Origin of the sequence: Halomonas sp. A3H3, assembly GCF_000982975.1 — a bacterium.
Taxonomy (GTDB): domain Bacteria; phylum Pseudomonadota; class Gammaproteobacteria; order Pseudomonadales; family Halomonadaceae; genus Vreelandella; species Vreelandella titanicae.
On record NZ_HG423343.1, the window covers coordinates 991,535 to 1,011,788 of the forward strand.

The window sequence follows — 20,254 nt, forward strand, 5'->3', positions numbered from 1 at the left end:
AACGGGCTGCGCGTGGGATGTTCAAGCCACAGGCGCAACTCGCTGGCAGCACGGCTCGGCAGTGCTGCCAGCCAGCCTTCCGGCCACTGCGGCTGACGGGCTAATAATTGCGCGATACGCAGCGCCCCCATACCCGGCAACGCATTGACCACCAGCCACGCCTGGGCGTCCATACTTCCTCCTTTTAAACGTCTTTGTGTGCCGCCCGTTAGTTCGTCGCTGACCCAACCCCATCGCCCACTTCCAGTATCCGGGACGCCTGCGTCACCAAGGCATAGCTGACGCGATCATAGGGCTTGAATACCATCACACTGCCCGCTTCTGTGCTGGGCAGTTGCACCAGCTCCTGGGTACGTGGGTCGTTGATCAGCTCACCCTGCTGATTGACTCGCAACACATGACCCGCCTGCAAACCATCCAGGGTGCCGAGATCCAGCGCAACGATCTGAAAACGGCCAATAAAGCGCACGTCCCCTGGCACGGCAATAACATGACCTTCAACCGCATTGAGCGGCGCGCGAGGCATAAACTCACGGCTCAGCTCGCGCTCCTCCAAGGGCAACACAATATCGTTAACCCGCACTTCCTGATGGGAGCTAACGACTTCAAGCTGCGCAATATCGCCTTCACTGCTGACGTGGCGAGCGATGCCAACGTTGATCAGCTCTAAGCCCAGCGGCGTGCCATCCATTGCCAGGTAGGGCTCCGACTGCCGATAGATTCCCACCTGACCATGGTGTGGCACAACGCCACGCACGTATAACCGATCTCCCGCACCACTGATCAAGCGGCGATCATCTCCCGCCACTACGTAAGCCAGTTCCTGCAACGCCTCGGTATCATCGACGACGCGGTGTTCGCGCAGAAAGGCTCGCGCTTCCTCCAAGGCGATGGGCTCGATCGCTTCACGATGGGGCAAGGTACGCACCTGAGGCGAGAGTTTAATCACTTTCTGATCACGCTCCCAAGCGGTGGCATCAATACTCACCAGCACCACTGCACTCAGCAGCAAACCACTCAAAGCCCTCCGGTAGGCGTGTTGTTTTGCCGCCATTCAGCTCTCCCAAGAAAATGCATCACTCTTAGTTCCATGTCGAAGCGCTGCATAAGCGCAGTCATTCTGTTGCTGCTGAAACCCAGTGAGTATCGGGCGCCCATGCCCAGAAACGTTGACAGCATGATATAGTGACCCATCATAAAGTACCTAGGTTAGAAGACGCTCGTCACTACCTAGCTTGACTTAATTTAGACTCAGCATAACGGTGATTGTAACGCCATGGCCAAACTTCCTATTCTTGAATTCCCCGATGAGCGCCTGCGCACCAAGGCCGCTCCGGTGGAAACCGTCGACGATGAGGTACGCCAGCTCGTCGACGATATGCTGGAGACCATGTATGACGCCCGTGGTATCGGTCTAGCCGCGACCCAGATCGATGTCCATCGCCGTATTGTCGTCATGGATGTCAGCGACGATAACTCCCAGCCGCTGGTGCTCATCAACCCGCGCTATACACCCATTGGCGACGAGAAAGAGCCACTTTCGGAAGGCTGCCTGTCGATTCCCGAGCACTACGCCGAAGTGCCGCGCTATCTTAAGGTGCAGCTCAACGCGCTGGATCGTAATGGCGAGGCCTATGAGTTAGAGGCAGAGGGTCTGCTGGCACACTGTATTCAGCACGAGTACGACCACCTTGAGGGTGTGCTGTTTGTTGACTACTTGTCGCCGCTAAAGCGCGACCGTATCCGCAAAAAAATGCAGAAACGCCACAAGCAGATGCAGGACGCCTAACACTTCTCTCATTTACGCCAGGTAGCCCTCTTTATATGTCACGATTGCGCGTTGTTTTTGCTGGCACGCCTGAATTCGCCGCCTCTAGCCTTGCCGCGCTGCTGGAAAGCCAGCACGAGGTGGTGGCGGTGTATACCCAACCCGACCGCCCAGCTGGCCGCGGCCGTAAGCTAACGCCCAGCCCGGTCAAACAGCTGGCTCTGGAACACAGCCTGCCTGTCTATCAGCCTCAGACGTTAAAGCAACCCGAGGCTCAAGCCGAGCTGGCCGCGCTCAATGCCGACATTATGGTCGTTGTGGCCTATGGACTGCTGCTTCCTCAGGCCGTGTTGGACATACCGCGTCTCGGCTGCGTTAACGTTCACGCTTCGCTGCTGCCCCGCTGGCGCGGCGCTGCCCCCATACAGCGGGCGATCGAGGCGGGTGATAGCGTATCGGGTGTAACTATCATGCAGATGGATGCTGGCCTGGATACCGGGGCGATGCTCACGGAAGTGCGCACGCCCATTACGAACCGCACCACCGGCGGCGATTTGCACGACCGTCTCGCGATTCAAGGCGCCAATGCGTTGATCAACACGCTGGATGCCCTGGCCACCGGCACCGCGCATGCCACGCCTCAGCCCGAGGAAGGCGTCACCTATGCCGCCAAGCTGAGCAAAGCGGAAGCCGAGCTCGACTTTGCCCAGCCCGCCCAGCAGTTAGCCAGCAAAATTCGCGCTTTTAACCCCTGGCCAGTGGCTTGGTGCGCATTAGGCGATGATCGCCTGCGGCTGCTAATGGCGAACGTAGAAGAGGGCGATCAGCCAGCCTGCGAGCCCGGCATGCTACTAGACCACGGCGACGATCATCTGCGGATTGCCTGTGGGGAAAACGGCAGCGAGGTACTTTGTGTGACCAGCGCACAGCTGCCCGGCGGTAAAGCCATGGACGTGCGTGACTTACTCAATGCCCGCCACGCGCGCCTTGCTACCGGTACTCGTCTTGGTAAACCAGCGGCTCAGGCCAGCGAAGGAGAAACACCATGAGCCAAAAGCGCTCCCCCCAAGGCGGCAGTGGTCAGGAAGTCCGCGCCGCGGCGGCTCGCGCGCTGGCCCCGGTGCTCAGCGACCAAGGCTCACTGGCGGGGCTGGATGAGCACAGCGTGGTGGCTCGCGACCGCGGGCTGCTAAAAGAGCTCTGCTTTGGCACCTGCCGCCGCTTACCGCGTCTGGAAGCCTTAGCGGACACATTACTTAAGCAACCGTTTAAAAAGCGCGACAGCGATGTTCAGGCGCTGCTGCTGCTGGGTATTTACCAGTTGTTGTACATGCGCATTCCAGCCCACGCGGCAGTAGGTGAAACCGCGGGCGCTGCGCGCTTGCTGAATAAGGAGTGGGCCACCCGCGTGTTAAATGGCTGTTTGCGGCGATTGCAGCGCGAATCCGAGGCGCTCCAGGCCCAAGTAGACCGGGATGAGAGCGTCGCGTTAGAACATCCACCCTGGCTACTTAACACCTTGCGTCAGGCATGGCCAGAGCAGTGGCGGGCGATTGTCGAAGCCAACAACCAGTCAGGCCCGATGACGTTGAGAGTGAATCAGCACCACAACGATCGTGAAGCCTACCTGTTGCAGTTGACCGAGCAGGGGTTGAGTGGTCACCTGTGCCCCCACGCCCCAGATGCCATCACGCTGGAAACACCCTGCGATGTCACGGCGCTGCCTGGCTTCGAAGCGGGACATATTAGCGTTCAGGACGAGGCCGCCCAACTCTCGGCAGTACTGCTGGGGCCCGTGCTTGCGCCACGGCCAGGTGCACATGTTCTGGATGCTTGCTGCGCCCCTGGCGGCAAAACGGCCCATTTGCTCGAACTGTTCGACATCAATCTTACCGCTATCGATAGCGATAATCAGCGCCTGGCACGGGTGGAAGATACCCTTACCCGACTAGGCGTAGAGGCCGTTCTCCAACACGCCGATGCGACCGAGCGCGACTGGTGGAGCGGCACGCCGTTTGATGCCATCCTGCTCGACGCCCCTTGCTCTGGCACCGGTGTTATCCGCCGTCACCCGGATATCAAGAAGCTGCGGCGCAAAGACGATATCCGGCCGCTGGCCAAGCTTCAACGTCAGCTGTTAGACAACCTTTGGCCGATGCTGCGCGAAGGCGGCACCCTGCTCTACGCCACCTGCTCGGTGCTTCCGGAAGAGAACAGTGAGCAGATTGAGGCATTTCTCGCCCGCACCCCTGACGCCCATGTCACCACGCCTAACGATGTTGCCTTGGGCATTTCCAGCGGCGCGGGTCGCCAGCTGTTTCCAGCCCAGAACAGTCACGATGGCTTTTTTTATGCCAGACTAGAGAAGCGCACTGCCTAGGCGCTCACTGATGCCGGGGGCAGTGATTTCATGACAAGGAAGGAGGTACTATGAGTCATCATACTTACAAGCACGTGGAACTGACCGGCTCTTCCGAGAAGGGCATTGAGGAAGCGGTTCAGAATGCACTGGCCAAGGCGTCAGAAACGATTAAGCACATGCGCTGGCTGGAAGTAGTCGATACCCGTGGTCATATTGAAGATGGCCAAGTGGCCCACTGGCAGGTCACGGTTAAAGTCGGCTTTACGCTAGAGTAATCCTCACCTGCTTTTCGACGGCGGCTGGTTTACACTGGCCGCCGTCTTTATTGCAGCGCATGATAGACCGTTGCCTGGCCTTGTCGGCATGTTCTTAAAAACAAGGCCTTAACGACATCGCGCGCTGGCGCTTTTAATGGAACCGATGCTCAGCAATGAAAATTATTATTCTCGGCGCCGGCCAGGTCGGCGGCACACTGGCTGAACACCTCGCCCGCGAGGAAAACGACATCACCGTCGTTGACACTGACGCCAAAAAACTGCGCGAGCTGCACACCAAAATCGATATCCGCACCGTCACCGGGGCAGGTTCCTACCCGATAGTGTTGCGCCAGGCTGGCTGCGAAGACGCCGATATGTTGATCGCCGTCACCAATAGCGACGAGATCAATATGATCGCCTGCCAGGTCGCCCATACGCTGTTTCGCACCCCGACCAAAATTGCCCGGGTGCGCGCCACCGCGTATTTGACCCGTAAAGGCCTTTTTGCCCACGAAGCGATCCCCATTGATGTACTGATCAGCCCCGAGCAGGTGGTCACCGATCATGTACGTCGCCTGATTGAGCATCCCGGTGCCCTGCAGGTGCTGGAGTTTGCCGGTGGCCTGGTACAGCTGGTGGCGGTGAAAGCGTTCTACGGTGGCCCGCTGGTGGGCCAGGATTTGGCCTTTCTGCGCCGCCATATGCCCAACGTGGATACCCGGGTGGCGGCGATTTACCGCCGTAACCGCCCAATCATTCCCCGTGGCGATACGGTCATCGAGGCTGACGACGAGGTGTTCTTCCTCGCCGCCCGCCGGGATATTCGCGCAGTGATGAGCGAGCTGCGCCGGGTCGAGCGGGACTTCCGTCGGGTAGTGATCGCCGGGGGTGGCAATATCGGCGAGCGGCTGGCGGAGCATTTGGAGCATAGCCACCAGGTCAAGATCATCGAGCACAGCCTGGAGCGCTGCACCACCCTCTCCGAGCGACTGGATCGCACCGTGGTGCTCCACGGCAGCGCCACCAGCAAGCGCTTGCTGGAAGAGGAGAATATCGAAGAGTGCGATATCTTCTGCGCGCTGACCAACGACGACGAGGTCAATATCATGTCGTCGCTACTCGCCAAGCGTTTGGGGGCGAAGAAGGTGCTGACGCTGATCAACAACGCCGCTTACGTGGATTTGGTGCAGGGGGGCGAGATCGATATCGCTATTTCTCCCCAGCAGGCGACCATCGGCAGCTTGCTCACCCACGTGCGTCGGGGTGATATCGTCAACGTTCACTCGCTGCGCCGGGGCGCCGCCGAGGCCATTGAAGCCATCGCCCACGGCGATAAGCAGTCCTCCAAGGTGGTCGGGCGTACCATCCGCGAGATCGACCTGCCCGAGGGCACCACCATCGGTGCGATTGTGCGCGGCAAGGAAGTCATTATCGCCCACGGCGACGTGATGGTTGAGAGCGGTGACCACGTGATTCTATTTGTGATCGACAAGCGCCGCATTCGCGATGTGGAGCGCCTGTTCCAAGTCGGCTTAACGTTCTTTTGATAACCCTCGAACCACGGCCACTGGCTGCTAATAACAGGAGCATGCGACAACCATGAGTCTGCGGGTTATTTTGCGCATTTTGGGGCTGCTGCTGATGCTCTTCAGCCTTACCATGCTCCCCCCAACGCTGATTTCACTCTGGTTTCGTGACGGCGTGTGGAGTGCCTTTATTAGCGGTATTGCGATTTCGGTGGCGACGGGATTACTGCTTTACCTTCCCAATCGACGCTCGCAAAAAGAGCTGCGTATCCGCGACGGCTTTATTATCGCCGCGATGTTCTGGACGGTGCTGGCGCTGTTCGGCTCACTGCCGCTGATGCTATTCGGCGAAGGCTCTCTCGGCGTCACCGATGCGGTATTTGAGTCGTTCTCCGGTTTAACCACTACCGGCGCCACGGTGATTACCGGCATCGATTTTCTACCCGAGTCGATTCTCTACTATCGCCAGCAGCTCCAGTGGCTGGGCGGCATGGGGATCGTCGTTTTGGCCGTCGCCATTTTGCCCACTCTAGGCGTGGGCGGTATGGCGCTGTATCGCACCGAGATTCCTGGGCCGTTGAAAGACTCCAAGCTCACACCACGCATCACCGAAACCGCCAAGGCGCTGTGGTATATCTACGCCACGCTCACCCTGGCCTGCATGATCGCCTATATGTTAGCGGGCATGAGCTGGTTCGATGCCTTGAGCCATAGCTTTTCCACCGTCGCCATTGGTGGCTTCTCCACTCACGACGCCAGCATCGGCTATTTCGATAGCGCTACCATCGAGATGATATGCGTGGGTTTTATGCTGATTTCGGCGTTCAGCTTTAGCCTGCACTTTATCGCTTGGCGTGAAAAAAGCCTGATGCACTACTTTCACGACCCCGAAGCGCGCTTTTTGATGCTATTTCTACTCGCGCTGTCCGTGGTCACCGTGCTCTCTCTGTGGTTAACCGACACCTACGACACCGCGCGCGGTCTGAGACATGGGGTTTTCCAAGTCGTGTCGGTGGCCACCACAGCAGGCTTCAGCGTTGCCGACTTTTCCATGTGGCCCGGCGCCCTGCCCTTTTTACTGTTTGTGGCAGCCTTTGTTGGCGGCTGCTCCGGCTCTACCGGTGGCGGCATGAAGGTGATAAGGATCATTCTGATCCTCAAGCAGGGCATGCGTGAAATCATGCGATTGATCCACCCCAATGCGGTGATTGCGGTCAAAGTAGGCAAAGTCAGTGTCCCCGACAGCATTGCTCAAGCGGTATGGGGGTTCTTTTCAGTCTACGTGATGCTGTTCTTTTTAATGCTAGTGGGCGTCATGGCAACCGGGGTTGATCAGGTCACAGCCTGGTCGACGGTGGGCTCGGCCCTCAACAATCTCGGCCCTGCACTGGGTGAATCCCACACTCACTATGGCGACATGCCCAGCTTGGCGAAATGGATACTGGTCATGGCTATGCTGCTCGGTCGCCTGGAAATTTTTACGGTACTGGTGCTGTTTACCCCCGCTTTCTGGCGGCGTTAAGCGCTTCACGCCTGCCCCTTATTGATCGATTTGAGAGCTGTTAATGAACCACGAAAATACATCTCACGACGAAACGCCCAACGCAGAAGCGGGGTCGCTGGCTGAAACACCGACTTCGCTGCCAGCCACCAGCGGGCCGTTAAAAACAATCACTGTCGGTGAAACCCGCTACACGCTGCTGGGCACGGCCCATGTGTCGGCGGAAAGTGCCGACGACGTGCATGCGCTATTGGCAAGCGGCGCCTTTGATGCAGTGGCTATTGAGTTATGTGACGCCCGCCACCACAGCATGTCCAACCCGGATGCCATGGGCGAGCAGGATCTATTCCAAGTATTTAGGCAAGGTAAGGCGGGTATGGTCGCCGCAAGCCTGGCGCTGGGCGCCTTTCAGCAACGGATTGCCGACCAATCCGGCATTCAGCCGGGGGCCGAAATGCGTGCGGCAGTTGAGGAAGCTAACCGACTGAAACTGCCGCTGTTGCTGGTTGACCGCGATGTCGGCGTAACGCTGAAACGCATTTACAGCAATGTGCCCTGGTGGCAGCGCTTCTCGCTGTTTTCAGGCCTGCTTGGCAGCGTGTTATCGCGTCAGGATGTCTCCAAAGAGGACATCGAAAAGCTCAAAGAGGGCGATATGCTGGAGGCCACCTTCAGCGAGTTCGCCGCCGAATCCGAAGCGCTCTATACACCGTTGATTCGCGAGCGCGACCGCTATATGGCGTTACGCTTAGCCGAAGACGCGCCGCCGGGGCGCTACCAGCACGTGTTAGTAGTGCTCGGCGCAGGCCACCTCAAAGGTACTGGCGAACATCTGGAAACACCGCTGCCCGCCGAGCCAAAGGTAGAGCGCGAAACACTGGAAGCCACCCCGCCACCGTCCAAGCTTTGGAAAGCGCTGCCGTGGCTGATTACCGCGTTGGTGCTTACCGGCTTTGCGATTGGCTTTTCACGCAACACCGACCTTGGCTGGCAACTGGTGCTTGAGTGGTTCTTGATTAACGGTATTCTCTCTGGCGGTGCGACGATTATCGCCATGGCGCACCCGGTGACCGTGATTGCCACCTTCTTTGCCGCGCCGCTCACCTCGCTGAACCCCACCATCGGCGCTGGCTTTGTGGCCGCTGGGGTTGAGCTCTTTATGCGCAAACCCAAAGTGCGCGATTTTTCATCGCTACGCCACGATGTAACGCAGTTGAAAGGCTGGTGGAAAAACCGTGTATCGCGCACCCTGCTGGTGTTTATTCTCGCCACGCTAGGCTCCGCGGTGGGCACCTGGGTGGCCGGATTCAGAATCGCCGGTGCTCTGTTTGGCGGCTAGGCGCCGCATCGCTGCAGTAGGCGGGTCGATTTTGTGATGCAATCGGCTCGCCGCATAACTATCGTTAAACACCTCAAAGTAGTCATCCAGCACGCCCGCAGCAACCGTATCCCCGCCCTGGCGCAGCAGCTCAATAGCCACTTCCGCAGTACAAAGGTGCGATTTTGACGCCGGTTTGCGCAGCCGGTAGCGCGTCTCGCGCTCGGTTCTCAATGGCAGCACGGGCAAAGCATCCAGATAAGCGCTTTTACGGAACATGCGCCGCGCCTGACGCCAAGTGCCATCCAGAATAATAAATACCGGAATGCGCGCCTGCGCTTTCGCCGCATGCACCGCGTCTATGCCAACCACCCGGTCCGCATAGTCGGGCTGATCATCGGGAAAGATCACAAAGGGCGCGTAAAGAGGATCTTTCAACAACGCGGCCAGCTGTGCATCCGGCGCCGTGCGGTACCAGGTAAACACTTGGGTCGTCGTGATCACATCACCAATCAAACGCCCGGTGTTGGTTGGCTTGTAATGCTCCAAGGGGTGGGTCAATAACCACACCTGAGCATGGCTCTCCGCCTTCACCTGATAGGGGCACAGGCAATTCAGTACGGGGAGCTGACAGTTATCGCAGCGGGTGACAAAACTGCCCCGCGCCTTGAACTCGCGCCGCGGCGGACGTGGATGTTCAGCGGCTGAATCATGATTCACAGAGCTCTCGTCAACAGAGCTATCAACATCAGACATCCACGCTCCAGAATGTGAAAAAGGGCGCAGAGTATAAATGAGCGCATCATCTTTTGACGAATGTTTCCACCACCACCGTAAACCTAAAAAATATCCAACGTTGACACCCAAAGCGCAACGCCGCTAAAGTCTCGTCAACTATTAAAGGTAAAAAGGTTTACACCATGACCGTGCATCACGAACAGCTTCTTCATGCGCAGCGCCACGACTGGACGCTGGATGAGATCAACGCGCTTTTCGCGCTGCCGTTCAATGACCTGCTGTTTCAAGCCCAGCAGGTTCACCGTGCCCACTTCGATGCTAACGCGGTGCAGGTCTCTACCCTGCTGTCGATCAAGACCGGCGCCTGCCCCGAAGACTGCAAATACTGTCCCCAATCCGGCCACTACAACACTCAGCTGGAAAAAGAGAAGCTGCTGGAAATTGAAAAGGTCGTCGAACAAGCCAAGGCAGCGAAAGAGGCAGGTGCCAGCCGTTTTTGCATGGGCGCCGCCTGGCGAAGCCCGCGGGATAAAGATCTACTGCTGGTCGAAGAGATGGTTCGTCAGGTGAAAGCCGTGGGCCTTGAAACCTGCATGACGCTGGGGATGGTCGACGGCGAACAGGCCAGTCGATTGGCCACGGCAGGGCTCGATTACTACAACCACAACCTGGATACCTCGCCGGAGTTCTACGGCGAGATCATTACCACCCGCACCTACAGCGACCGGCTGGAAACGCTCTCCAACGTGCGCGATGCGGGCATGAAGGTCTGCTCTGGCGGGATTCTCGGCATGGGTGAAGATGCCAAAGACCGTAGCGCCCTGTTGCAACAGCTGGCCAAGCTCTCACCGCACCCTGAATCCGTGCCGATCAATATGCTGGTGAAAGTGCCCGGCACGCCGCTGGAAAATGTTGAAGATTTAGACCCCATCGAGTTCATACGCGCCATTGCGGTCGCCCGCATTATGATGCCGCAAAGCCATGTGCGGCTCTCCGCTGGCCGCGAGCAGATGAACGAATCGACCCAGGCGCTGGCGTTCTTGGCAGGCGCCAACTCGATCTTCTATGGCGACAAACTGCTGACCACTGGTAACCCCCAAGTGGATCGTGACCGTGCGCTGTTTACCAAGCTGGGCCTGCACCCTGAGAAGCGCGAGACCTGCGAAAGCGAAGATACTCAAGCGGCACGCCTTGCCCAACAGGCACAGCAGCAGGTGCACGCCGAAAGGGTTGCCGAGCTGGCGGTAGACGCCAGTGTCTGAAGCGTGGCAACAGCGTCTGGCCGACGCCCGCGCTCATCGTCAACAGACGGAGCGCTGGCGAACTCGTCAGGTAGCCAAAAACAATACCCTCGACTTTGCAGGTAACGACTACCTGGGCCTCACCCTAGACCCTCGCGTGTGTGAAGCCCAGGCGGAAGGCGCGCGCCGGTTTGGCGCGGGTGCAGGTGCTTCGCACTTGGTCAGCGGTCATCTAGAGATTCACGACACCCTGGAAGAAGCGTTAGCGCGCTGGACAGGCCGCGAACGTGCGCTGCTGTTTTCTACCGGCTATATGGCCAATCTCGGTGTGCTGCAAGCGCTGGCAGATCGCCATACCGCTATTTTCCAGGATCGCCTCAACCACGCATCGCTAATTGATGGCGCCGCGTTAAGCGGTGCCCGCTCGCGGCGCTTTCATCACCGCGATGCCATTGATCTGAACAGCCTGCTGGCACGCAGTGAGTGCGCGCATAAGCTCGTGGTCAGCGATGGTGTTTTCAGTATGGATGGCGATATCGCCGATATTGCCACGCTGGTCGAAGTCAGTCAGCAGCACAGCGCCTGGCTGATGATTGATGATGCCCACGGCGTAGGCGTGCTAGGCGACAATGCCAGCGGCTGCGTGGGCAACACCTGGAGTAGTAAGGACGTGCCGATTCTTGTCGGCACGTTAGGAAAAGCATTAGGCACCGCCGGGGCGTTTGTTGCTGGTGATACCGAGTTAATCGATCACCTGATCCAGTTTTCACGCAGCTATGTCTATACCACCGCCCAACCTCCGGCCATCTCCGCCGCGACTTTAAAAGCGCTGGAGATCGTTCAGGGCGAACCGGAACGCCGCGCTCAGCTAAACGCCAATATCGCTTACTTTCGCCGTGAGGCGCTGCACCTGGGGCTAGCTCTCAGCGATTCGGCCACCCCCATTCAGCCGCTGATCCTGGGCGATGAAACGCGCACCCTAGGCTGGGCATTACATCTCCAGCAAAAGGGTATACAGGTGGGGGCGATTAGACCGCCAACAGTGCCCAAGGGTGAATCCCGTCTGCGGGTGACGTTAAGCGCTCGCCATCAGCACGACGATATTGACCAGCTATTAGCCGCGCTCCACCACTGCCAGCACCAAGAGGCGTTATGCAGCCCCTGCGCTTAATCCTGCTCTCCGGCTGGGGAATCGGCCAGCGTATTTGGCAGCCGCTTGAGGCGCACTGGCCCGCCTGCCTAGCTGCCCAGGCGGTGGATTGGCCCGGCTATGGCGATACGCCGCCGCTTGAGGCCAACGCGGCGCTGCAAGAGTTGGCCGACACTATGGCCGAGCCGTTAGCCAGCGATGCGGTCTGGGTCGGCTGGTCATTGGGTGGGCTACTTGCTACGGCGCTACTGGCATATCTTCCCCCACCTCGGGGCCTGATTCTGCTCGGTGCGGGGGAGACGTTCTGTGTCAAAGGCAAGGCCAGCGCCCAAGGTGGCGTCACTAGCGCCGAGCTGAGCGCCTTCCAACGCGCCTTTCAACGCGACCCCACCGCGACCTGGCAACACTTTTTGCGCTGGCAGACCCAAGGTGAGCCCGGCCCCCGGCAAGTTCACCGGCAACTGCGTGATTTATTGGGCGATACACCGCCTGCCGACAGCCCCACCTTGGCTACCGGCCTACACTGGCTGGCAACCATTGATAATCGCCCACGCCTAGCGGCGCCCCCTTGCCCAGTGGTACGTCTCATCGGCGACCATGATCCATTCATCAGCCCCGCCCAGCGCCGCGTAAGCAAGCCCCTAAGCGATGTCGGCCACTGCCCGATGCTCTCGCAGCCCCAGGCACTCGCAGCAACGATTGGCCATCATGCCCACCAGATGGTTAACGCCACCATGGCGGTTTTATGAGCGACCTAATGCTGAACAGTGAGGCCAGCTGGCAGGCACGGGTCGCCCACGCCTTTTCCCGGGCTGCTCCCCGCTATGATGTGCTCGCCACTGCCCAGCGCCACATAGGCGAGAAGCTTTGGGGTTCGTTACCTCCACACGCTTTTAACGTGTTGGATATGGGGTGTGGTACCGGCTACTGGACACAGCGGTTGGCTGAACGTTACCCGAATGCTCGTATAACGGGGTTAGATTTAGCCCCCGGCATGCTGGAACAGGCCCGCCAGCACCACGGTGAAAGCATTCATTGGCAACCGGGAGACGCCGCGGCACTGCCGTTTGGTAAGCATGCATTTGATCTGGTGTTTTCCAACCTGGCGGTGCAGTGGTGCCCCGACATTGGCGCGGTGATGGCTGAGCTTTACCGGGCTCTCACGCCCGGTGGGCAGGCGCATATTACGACGCTGCTGCCAGGAACGTTGAAAGAAGTTGCCCGTGCCTGGCAGAGACCCGAAGCGCTGCTGCAAACGCCTGATCGCGCCAGCGTCGAGAGAGCCATCGGCGAAAGCGGCTTAACCATCACCCGGCAGACGGCCACCGTTGAGCGCTTCTATTACCCTGACTTGAAGGCGGTAATGGCGTCTATCAAAGGTGTTGGCGCTCAGATTGCCCGGCCACAAGCCAGCCTTAGCCGAAGAGACATCGCCGCCGCACGAGCGCGCTTTGAACAACTCCGTCAGCCGGAAGGCCTACCCGTGAGTTACCATTGCTTAACGCTGCAATTGGAAAAATCGCTATGAACGTCTGGTTTGTGACTGGCACCGATACCGATGCGGGTAAAACATTGGTGACCAGCGGATTGCTATATACCGCCCGCCAACAGCAGTTGAGCACGCTGGGCTTGAAACCTATCGCCTCAGGCAGCCAAGCGACGCCTGAAGGCCTGCAAAATAGTGATGCTCTCGCCCTTCAGCATCAAAGCGTGCCGCCGGTCGACTACGCCACGGTGAATCCCATCGCCTTTGCCCCCGCCATTGCGCCTCACCTCGCTGCGTTAGAGGCGGGTCAGCCGCTTGAGATTAGCACCATCGTTAGCTTGCTGCGCGAAACGCTTAGCCAAACGCCCAGAGACATCACTCTGATTGAAGGCGCCGGCGGCTGGCGCGTACCGTTAAACGAACAGGAAGATTTTGCCGACCTGGCGATGGCGCTTGAGCTACCGGTGATTCTGGTGGTTGGCCTAAAGCTGGGCTGCTTGAATCATGCTCGCTTAACCGCAGAAGCCATTCGCGCCGACGGCTTGGTATTAGCCGGCTGGGCAGGCAGCGTGGTAGACCCCGCTTTTGCGGCTGACACAGCCCGCTTTGAGGCCAATATTGCCCATCTAAACGCCAAGCTGACGGCTCCCTGTTTAGGCATTATTCCCCATCTAGATGCCCCCAGTGCCGCGACTGCCGCCCCCTACCTATCCCTGGAGCCGTTATGAACACGCCGGTTTGGCATCCTTATGCACACCTCAAAACCCAGACACCCGCCCCCAAGGTAGTCGGCGGCGACGGCGTTCACTTTGTGCTTGAGAGCGGCGAACACCTGCTGGACGCCACCTGCTCCTGGTGGTGCATGATCCACGGTTACGGCCACCCGCGCTTGGTGGCGGCCATTCGCGAACAGGCAGGCGAGCTGTGCCACGTGATGCTTGGCGGCTTGACGCATAAGCCCGCCGATCAATTAGCTCGTGAACTGGTGCGCATTACCCCCGCCGGGCTGAACCACGTTTTCTATTCAGACAGTGGTTCGGTGGGCATGGAAGTGGCGATGAAAATGGCCCTCCAGTACCAGGTGCTCACCGGCAACCCCGGTAAGCACAAGATGCTCTCGCTGATGAAGGCCTACCACGGTGACACCACCGGCTGCATGGCAGTGTGCGACCCTGAAGAAGGCATGCACAGTCTGTTCGCCAGCCTACTGCCCCAGCACCATTTTGCTCCGGCCCCCACGGCCCCTTTTGATGCCACCGCTGAACAGGTCGAGCACGACCTTAGCGCCCTGCGTAGCGTACTTGAGCGCCACCATGATGAGATCGCCGCGCTGTTGATGGAACCACTTTTACAAGCAGCTGGCGGGCTCAATATGACCTCGCCGGACTATGTTACTGGCGCCAGGGAACTGTGCGATGAGTTTGGGGTGCTGCTAATTTTTGACGAAGTCGCCACCGGCTTTGGCCGCACCGGTAAGCTGTTTGCCGCCGACCATTCGGGCATCACGCCGGATATTATGGTGCTCTCCAAAGGCTTGACCGGCGGCTATTTGGGTCACGCCGCAACGCTCGCCACGGACCGGGTCCACGATGCCTTTATCGGCGATACTCCCCAGCACGCCTTTATGCACGGGCCTACCTTTATGGGCAACCCGTTGGCCTGCAGGGTGGCGCTGGAAAGCCTGCGCGTCTTCGAGGAAGAGAATTATCTAGGTAAGATTGCGAAGCTCAGCCAGCAGCTGCAGCGTGAGCTACTTGAAGACCAAGCGCTGAATACACATCCGGCAGTGGCCGACGTTCGAGTCCTTGGCGCCACCGCGGTGATCGAAGCGCACTCCGCCGAGGTGCTAAAAGGCGTAGGAGACTTCGCCCGGGAGCGCGGCGTTTGGCTGCGCCCCATTGGCCGCTGGCTGTATACCATGCCCGCCTACATTACTTCTGAAGCGGAAATCACCCAGATTACCAAGGTGATGAAGGCGTGGTTCTTAAGGCCTCAATAAAGCCACAATGATTACTCAACACGAGATCGGGATCAGCCTGTAGCGGGGGTCTTTTGTCATGACCGGAAAATGTTCCCAACAATTCCGGCATTTCCGCCATCCATGGCGGTCAGATGACAAAAGTAGCGCCCATGGACGGGTTTACAGCGCCCCCGCAGAAGGCTGTGCCGATCCAGTCTCGAACTTTCAAGACAACAACAAACTACCCTGCTGCTTCCAGCGATTGACCAGCGCTGGAACGCCTTCTCCGGCGGTGGTGTTAATCGCCAGCACTCCCGGTGGGCTGAGCATATCCGCCTCCGGGTCGACCAGTGCGCAGGGCGTGTCGTAGTCAATGTACGAGAGCAGCGAAGCGGCGGGCATGACGGCCAGCGACGTGCCAACGACCAGTAGAAAGTCAGCCTGGCTAACAAGGTCACAGGCCTCCGCAAACAGCGGCACCGACTCGCCAAACCAGACCACGTCGGGTCGCAGTTGGCTGCCCTTGTCGCACACATTGCCTAGTTCGATGCCGCCTTTCGGCAGCGGGTAGCGCATGCGCTCATCGATTGACGAACGTGCTTTTAAAATCTCGCCGTGTAGATGTAATACATGGCGGGAGCCTGCACGCTCATGAAGGTCATCAATATTCTGGGTAATGATACTGACGCTAAAGCCGTCTTGCTCCAGGGCAGCTAGCGCCTTGTGCGCCGCGTTGGGCTTGGCACGACGGATCTGATCACGTCGTTGATTGTAAAAATCCAGCACTTGCTGCGGGTCACGTTGCCACGCCTCGGGAGTGGCAACATCCTCGACAGGATGGTTTTCCCATAGGCCGTCGCTGGCACGGAAGGTCTTGATACCACTCTCAGCACTAATCCCCGAGCCGGTAAACACCACCAAATGCGGGCTTGCTGCCATGATGACCTCGTTGTTTATGTTTCACTGTTTCTTAAGTAAGACACTAATATACTAGCTGGCCAATACTGCCCGCAAAACGCTGCTTATTGCGGTAAGGATAAACGTCGATGACACGGCCATCGATGATCGCCTGCTGCAGTTCCAGCCAGTAATCCGGGTCAAATAGCTCGGGGTGCTGCGCCATGAACATGTCGCGTAGGATCTTATTAGCGAACATAAAAGGCCCAAACTCCTCAGGAAAAATATCGTTAGGGCCGATAGATAACGTATCACCCCCCTGGAAGTCATTGCCCTGGGATTTGGGTATATGCCGAAAACGGCACTCGGTGAGGTAGCAAACTTCATCGTAGTCGTAGAAGATCACCCTTCCATGGCGTGTCACGCCAAAATTTTTCAGCAGCATATCGCCAGGAAAGATGTTCGCCGCGGCCATTTGCTTAATGGCATTGCCGTAATCCTTAAGCACCGTCTCCTTCTCTTGGTCGCTGCACTGTTCCAGGTAGATGTTCAGCGGCGTCATCATCCGCTCGGTATAGCAGTGCTTGATAATCACCTTATCGTCTTTCAACACAACGGTTGAGGGAGCCACTTCCAGTAAGTGCTCCAGGCACTCCGGCGCAAAATGATCCTGGCGGACAATAAAATTGGAGAATTCTTGAGTATCGGCCATGCGCCCTACCCGGTCATGACGTTTCACTAGCCGATACTTTTCTCGCACTACGGCGTGGGTCACGTCTTTGGCCGGGTCGAATTTATCTTTAATGATTTTAAAGACGGTGCGAAAGCTAGGCAGTACAAAAACCGCCATCACCATGCCGCGCACGCCTGGGGCGATAATAAACTGATCCTCGCGCTTCGCCACCTGACGATTCAGTGCCCGGAAAAACTCGGTTTTACCATGTTTGAAGAAGCCGATGGCAGCGTAGAGTTCGCCTTCCGGTTTGTGCGGCATCAGCTGCTGCAGGTAATCGACAAACTCCCTGGGTACCGCTACCTCAACTTGGAAGTAGGCGCGGGTGAAGGAGAAAATAATCGACACCTCGTCGGTTTCGATCAGTACCGTATCCAGGTGTAGGCAAGGGTCGCCCCCCTGCTGCTCACCAAACCCTTCGCCATGGAGTACCGGCAGCACCAGCGGCACCTGCTCGCCGCCGCCCAGGATTCGCCCCGCCAAATAGGCGCCTTTATTGCGATAAAAGACGCTATTCAGCAACTCGATTTCAGCATCACCGGCGTTCAAAATCGCCGTGGGTAAGTGCTGCTGTAAGGAGGTGGCGCCGAGATGAGTATCCTGATCTATTTCCGCAAAGCGATTTTCGAAGGGGGCATCGATAAGTGCCCATTTGAGGGCAGCCTGCCAGTCGCCATTAACCTGTTTGCGACGGCATAGGTCAATTCCCGAGCGGTGGGCGGCATCTTCCCGGGAGCTATACACAAACATCCAGTCGTTGCGGATATGGCGATGATGGAAAATAGCGCAGAACAGCGAGTTAAAGAAGGTTTCAGCGAGCTCATAATCGAGTCGGTGGCTGATCAACTCAGCGTAGTGGTTGCGCGCCTCGCGCCAGCACTCACAGTGAGACACCACCTCGGGATCAAAGGTACGCTTTAAGCGCCCCAGAGTGTCATCAATCTTTTCCTTATAGAGATTGATGCGCTCGGCGGATGCCTGCTGCGTTTCGCGCCACGCCGCGTCACGGAAACGACGGCTGGCATCGGCGGTAATCTCCTTAAAACGTGCACGGTACTCATCAAAGCCATGCAAAATCGTCGTCGCTAAGCGGTACGCAGGCGAGTGCTTCACGGGCTGGGCTCCTGTTGATTTGCGCTAGCGTTGCCTAACGGCAAACTACATGCGAGACGACCTTGGTTGGGTAGCCCCAGTTTAGCGCACTGCCGCAATACGTTTGAGCCGTAAGCAAAAAGGCCCCGCGGTGCGGTCAGCGATTAAAAAGCCAAGTTGGTGAATCTCGCTTGGCGTTACTGCCGGGGCGTCACTCAATAGCGTTCCCCGCCTCACCGCTTCAAAAGCATCCCATGAGAAGTACAGCGTCTCCCAGGCATCTTGAGAAGGCGTAAATTTCACTCGGTACGCTGAGGCATTGCCAAGGGAGGTGCTTTTCAAGCGCAGTTGATAGGTACGTCCGTCGCCCCGCACGGTCAGCTCTATGCCCTGGGCATCCGCTAGCGTTGGCTCGAACCCATTGGGCTCGCGGCGAACGGAGGCAAAGCCACCACCGTTTTCAAGCGACACCTCGCCCTGAAAGCGACCTACGCCATCGGTAACGCAAAAACCACTCTTTGAAACGCCACCCATCACGCCATCATCAACGGAGTACCAGCGCTGCTGCTCGCTGGGACTATCAAATGTCAACGCCATGACGACTCCTTATCATTAGCCAAAAAAGCCTCTTTGCCGCTGGGCAAAGAGGCTTGTTCAGCCTAGGCGATTAGTCTTGTGAATTACAGCTTCGCTGTCGTGACCACAGGATCTGAGTCAATATCATCCAGATCTTCAGGTGACGCGACCACCAACGCAAACTCCTCCTCGGCGGTTTTCGCTACGAGGTGATTCTTGCTGTAGAGGAAGAAGTAGGCTGCGCCAACAATGAACAGCACGATAGTGTAGTTAAAGGCGCGTGGGTCGAAGGCGTATACCCCGGTGAGCGCAACCAGGGAAAGCACCAGTGCAATCCCCGAGGTAACGACACCGCCAGGCGTTTTATACGGACGCGGCAGGTCGGGTTGTTTTACCCGCAGTAGAATATGGCTGAGTGCCATGAGCGCATAAGAGATCGTCGCACCGACCACGGCCATGCCCAGCATCAGGTCGCCTTCACCGCTCAACGACACCAGAAAGCCAAACACGCCGGGCACGATTAGGGCAAGATAAGGCACTTTACGGCCACTGGTCAGCGACAGTGCCTTGGGGAGGTACCCCGCCCGTGAAAGCGCAAAGACCAACCGGCTATAGCCGTAGATGATCGAAAAGAAGGAAGCAATCAGCCCCGCCAGGCCCAGCACGTTCACCACGGTTGCCAAGGTCGGATTGCCCGCTGCATTCAGCGCATCCACCAGCGGCACGCCGCTTTGACCGATCATCTCGGCGCCCGCGGCACCGGCCAGCAGCACCACGACTAACAGCGCTGTGAAGAGCAGGAACAACATCGCGCCGATGATGCCTCTGGGCATGTCCCGAGCAGGATCTTTAGCCTCTTCGGCCGCAAGCGGTACGCCTTCTACCGCCAGGAACAGCCACATACCAAAGGGTAGTGCCGCCCAGACGCCGTACCAACCAAACGGCATAAAGGTGCTCGCACCTGCCGCATCGGTGGGAGCAATATCAAACAGGTTGGCGGCATCAAAATCACCGATCAGTGCGACGGCGGTGGCCAGGATGGCAAACACTGCCAAGCCACTGATGACCATCATGACTTTTAGCGCTTCCCCCACACCCGCCAGGTGAATGCCGATGAACAGCGCGTAGAAAATGAGGTAGACCAGCGGGCCATTGATACCCAGCAACGACTCTACGGCGGCGCCAATGAAGATCACAATGGCCGCTGGCGCCAGGGCATACTCGATCAATACGGCCAACCCGGTCAGATAGCCGCCAGCAGGCCCCATTGCCTGGCGGGCAAAGCTGTATCCGCCCCCAGCCGCGGGTATCGCCGCCGACATTTCGGCAAGTGACAGCACCAGCGCCAGATACATTAACGCCATTAGACACGCGGCTATCGCAAAGCCACCCCAGCCAGCTTCAGCAATACCAAAGTTCCACCCGGCGAAATCACCGGAAATTACGTAGGAAACCCCGAGGCCCGCCAGCAGCATCCAGCCAGCGGTGCCTTTGCGCAGTTGGCGTTTTGCCAGGTACGCTTGATCTATCGTTGGTTGTGTCATCGTTTTGCCCTTTCAGTGTGGAACGAAATCGTCGTCAGCGGCGTGCTGTGGTTTACCAACGTTGTTCCGTTTTGTTGTGTGATCGTTGTTATAGGGTGTCGCTTG

The 20,254-nt window shown here is 58.1% G+C and carries 19 protein-coding genes; 13 read left to right on the forward strand and 6 right to left on the reverse strand.

Annotation, left to right across the window (positions count from 1 at the left end; all coding sequences use genetic code 11):
• Nucleotides 1-208: 208 nt before the first annotated feature.
• Nucleotides 209-1,054 (reverse strand): hypothetical protein, encoded by an 846-nt coding sequence (locus HALA3H3_RS04310; RefSeq protein ID WP_022520095.1) that lies wholly within the window; start codon nt 1,052-1,054, stop codon nt 209-211.
• A 222-nt stretch (nt 1,055-1,276) separates the two neighbouring features.
• Between HALA3H3_RS04310 and def the strand changes: the two genes are divergently transcribed.
• The 7 genes from def to HALA3H3_RS04345 all read left to right on the forward strand — a co-directional run bounded on the left by def (nt 1,277) and on the right by HALA3H3_RS04345 (nt 8,753).
• On the forward strand, nt 1,277-1,789 hold the full coding sequence (def, locus tag HALA3H3_RS04315) for a peptide deformylase (RefSeq protein ID WP_022520096.1): 513 nt from the start codon (nt 1,277-1,279) through the stop codon (nt 1,787-1,789).
• Nucleotides 1,790-1,824: 35 nt separating this feature from the next.
• Nucleotides 1,825-2,817 (forward strand): methionyl-tRNA formyltransferase, encoded by a 993-nt coding sequence (gene fmt, locus HALA3H3_RS04320; protein ID WP_009288389.1) that lies wholly within the window; start codon nt 1,825-1,827, stop codon nt 2,815-2,817.
• Nucleotides 2,814-4,148, forward strand: a complete 1,335-nt coding sequence (gene rsmB / locus HALA3H3_RS04325) for a 16S rRNA (cytosine(967)-C(5))-methyltransferase RsmB (protein WP_022520097.1) — start codon at nt 2,814-2,816, stop codon at nt 4,146-4,148. Before fmt ends, rsmB begins: the two co-directional genes overlap by 4 nt.
• 50 nt (nt 4,149-4,198) lie before the next feature.
• Nucleotides 4,199-4,405, forward strand: a complete 207-nt coding sequence (locus HALA3H3_RS04330; protein ID WP_008959783.1) for a dodecin — start codon at nt 4,199-4,201, stop codon at nt 4,403-4,405.
• 155 nt (nt 4,406-4,560) lie between these two features.
• Nucleotides 4,561-5,934: a Trk system potassium transporter TrkA gene (gene trkA / locus HALA3H3_RS04335; RefSeq protein WP_022520098.1), complete on the forward strand. Its 1,374-nt coding sequence runs from the start codon at nt 4,561-4,563 to the stop codon at nt 5,932-5,934.
• 52 nt (nt 5,935-5,986) lie between these two features.
• Nucleotides 5,987-7,435, forward strand: coding sequence for a TrkH family potassium uptake protein (locus tag HALA3H3_RS04340; RefSeq protein ID WP_022520099.1), 1,449 nt, complete (start codon nt 5,987-5,989; stop codon nt 7,433-7,435).
• 43 nt (nt 7,436-7,478) lie between these two features.
• Nucleotides 7,479-8,753 carry a TraB/GumN family protein gene (locus HALA3H3_RS04345; RefSeq protein ID WP_022520100.1) on the forward strand — a complete coding sequence of 425 codons (1,275 nt, stop codon included), beginning with the start codon at nt 7,479-7,481 and terminating at the stop codon, nt 8,751-8,753.
• On the opposite strand, the gene HALA3H3_RS04350 is transcribed toward HALA3H3_RS04345, so the two are convergent.
• Entirely contained in the window at nt 8,688-9,488 is an 801-nt protein-coding gene (locus HALA3H3_RS04350) for a tRNA-uridine aminocarboxypropyltransferase (protein WP_022520101.1), read from the reverse strand. The genes HALA3H3_RS04345 and HALA3H3_RS04350 overlap by 66 nt on opposite strands.
• Before the next feature lie 164 nt (nt 9,489-9,652).
• On the opposite strand from HALA3H3_RS04350, the gene bioB reads away from it, so the two are divergent.
• Genes bioB through bioA form a run of 6 tightly spaced genes read left to right on the forward strand, consistent with a single transcriptional unit; the run spans nt 9,653 to nt 15,346 of the window.
• Entirely contained in the window at nt 9,653-10,732 is a 1,080-nt protein-coding gene (gene bioB, locus HALA3H3_RS04355) for a biotin synthase BioB (protein ID WP_022520102.1), read from the forward strand.
• Nucleotides 10,725-11,882, forward strand: a complete 1,158-nt coding sequence (bioF, locus tag HALA3H3_RS04360) for an 8-amino-7-oxononanoate synthase (protein ID WP_022520103.1) — start codon at nt 10,725-10,727, stop codon at nt 11,880-11,882. The genes bioB and bioF overlap by 8 nt, the downstream gene beginning before the upstream one ends.
• Nucleotides 11,864-12,610 (forward strand): alpha/beta fold hydrolase, encoded by a 747-nt coding sequence (locus HALA3H3_RS04365; protein ID WP_022520104.1) that lies wholly within the window; start codon nt 11,864-11,866, stop codon nt 12,608-12,610. Before bioF ends, HALA3H3_RS04365 begins: the two co-directional genes overlap by 19 nt.
• The gene (locus HALA3H3_RS04370; protein ID WP_009288383.1) at nt 12,607-13,389 is read left to right on the forward strand and encodes a methyltransferase domain-containing protein; all 783 of its coding nucleotides are present in this window, start codon (nt 12,607-12,609) and stop codon (nt 13,387-13,389) included. The genes HALA3H3_RS04365 and HALA3H3_RS04370 overlap by 4 nt, the downstream gene beginning before the upstream one ends.
• Nucleotides 13,386-14,075 carry a dethiobiotin synthase gene (bioD, locus tag HALA3H3_RS04375; protein WP_009288382.1) on the forward strand — a complete coding sequence of 230 codons (690 nt, stop codon included), beginning with the start codon at nt 13,386-13,388 and terminating at the stop codon, nt 14,073-14,075. Before HALA3H3_RS04370 ends, bioD begins: the two co-directional genes overlap by 4 nt.
• On the forward strand, nt 14,072-15,346 hold the full coding sequence (gene bioA, locus HALA3H3_RS04380; RefSeq protein ID WP_022520105.1) for an adenosylmethionine--8-amino-7-oxononanoate transaminase: 1,275 nt from the start codon (nt 14,072-14,074) through the stop codon (nt 15,344-15,346). Before bioD ends, bioA begins: the two co-directional genes overlap by 4 nt.
• Nucleotides 15,347-15,532: 186 nt before the next feature.
• Here bioA and HALA3H3_RS04385 read toward each other — a convergent pair whose 3' ends face one another.
• From HALA3H3_RS04385 to eat, 4 genes are all read right to left on the reverse strand, one after another.
• Entirely contained in the window at nt 15,533-16,246 is a 714-nt protein-coding gene (locus HALA3H3_RS04385; protein ID WP_022520106.1) for an SIR2 family NAD-dependent protein deacylase, read from the reverse strand.
• A gap of 43 nt (nt 16,247-16,289) precedes the next feature.
• Complete coding sequence (gene aceK, locus HALA3H3_RS04390; protein ID WP_022520107.1) at nt 16,290-18,050, reverse strand: bifunctional isocitrate dehydrogenase kinase/phosphatase; 1,761 nt, start codon at nt 18,048-18,050, stop codon at nt 16,290-16,292.
• A gap of 81 nt (nt 18,051-18,131) precedes the next feature.
• Entirely contained in the window at nt 18,132-18,626 is a 495-nt protein-coding gene (locus tag HALA3H3_RS04395; RefSeq protein ID WP_022520108.1) for a CIA30 family protein, read from the reverse strand.
• 83 nt (nt 18,627-18,709) lie between these two features.
• Complete coding sequence (gene eat / locus HALA3H3_RS04400; RefSeq protein ID WP_009288378.1) at nt 18,710-20,149, reverse strand: ethanolamine permease; 1,440 nt, start codon at nt 20,147-20,149, stop codon at nt 18,710-18,712.
• Between the last annotated feature and the right edge of the window lie 105 nt (nt 20,150-20,254).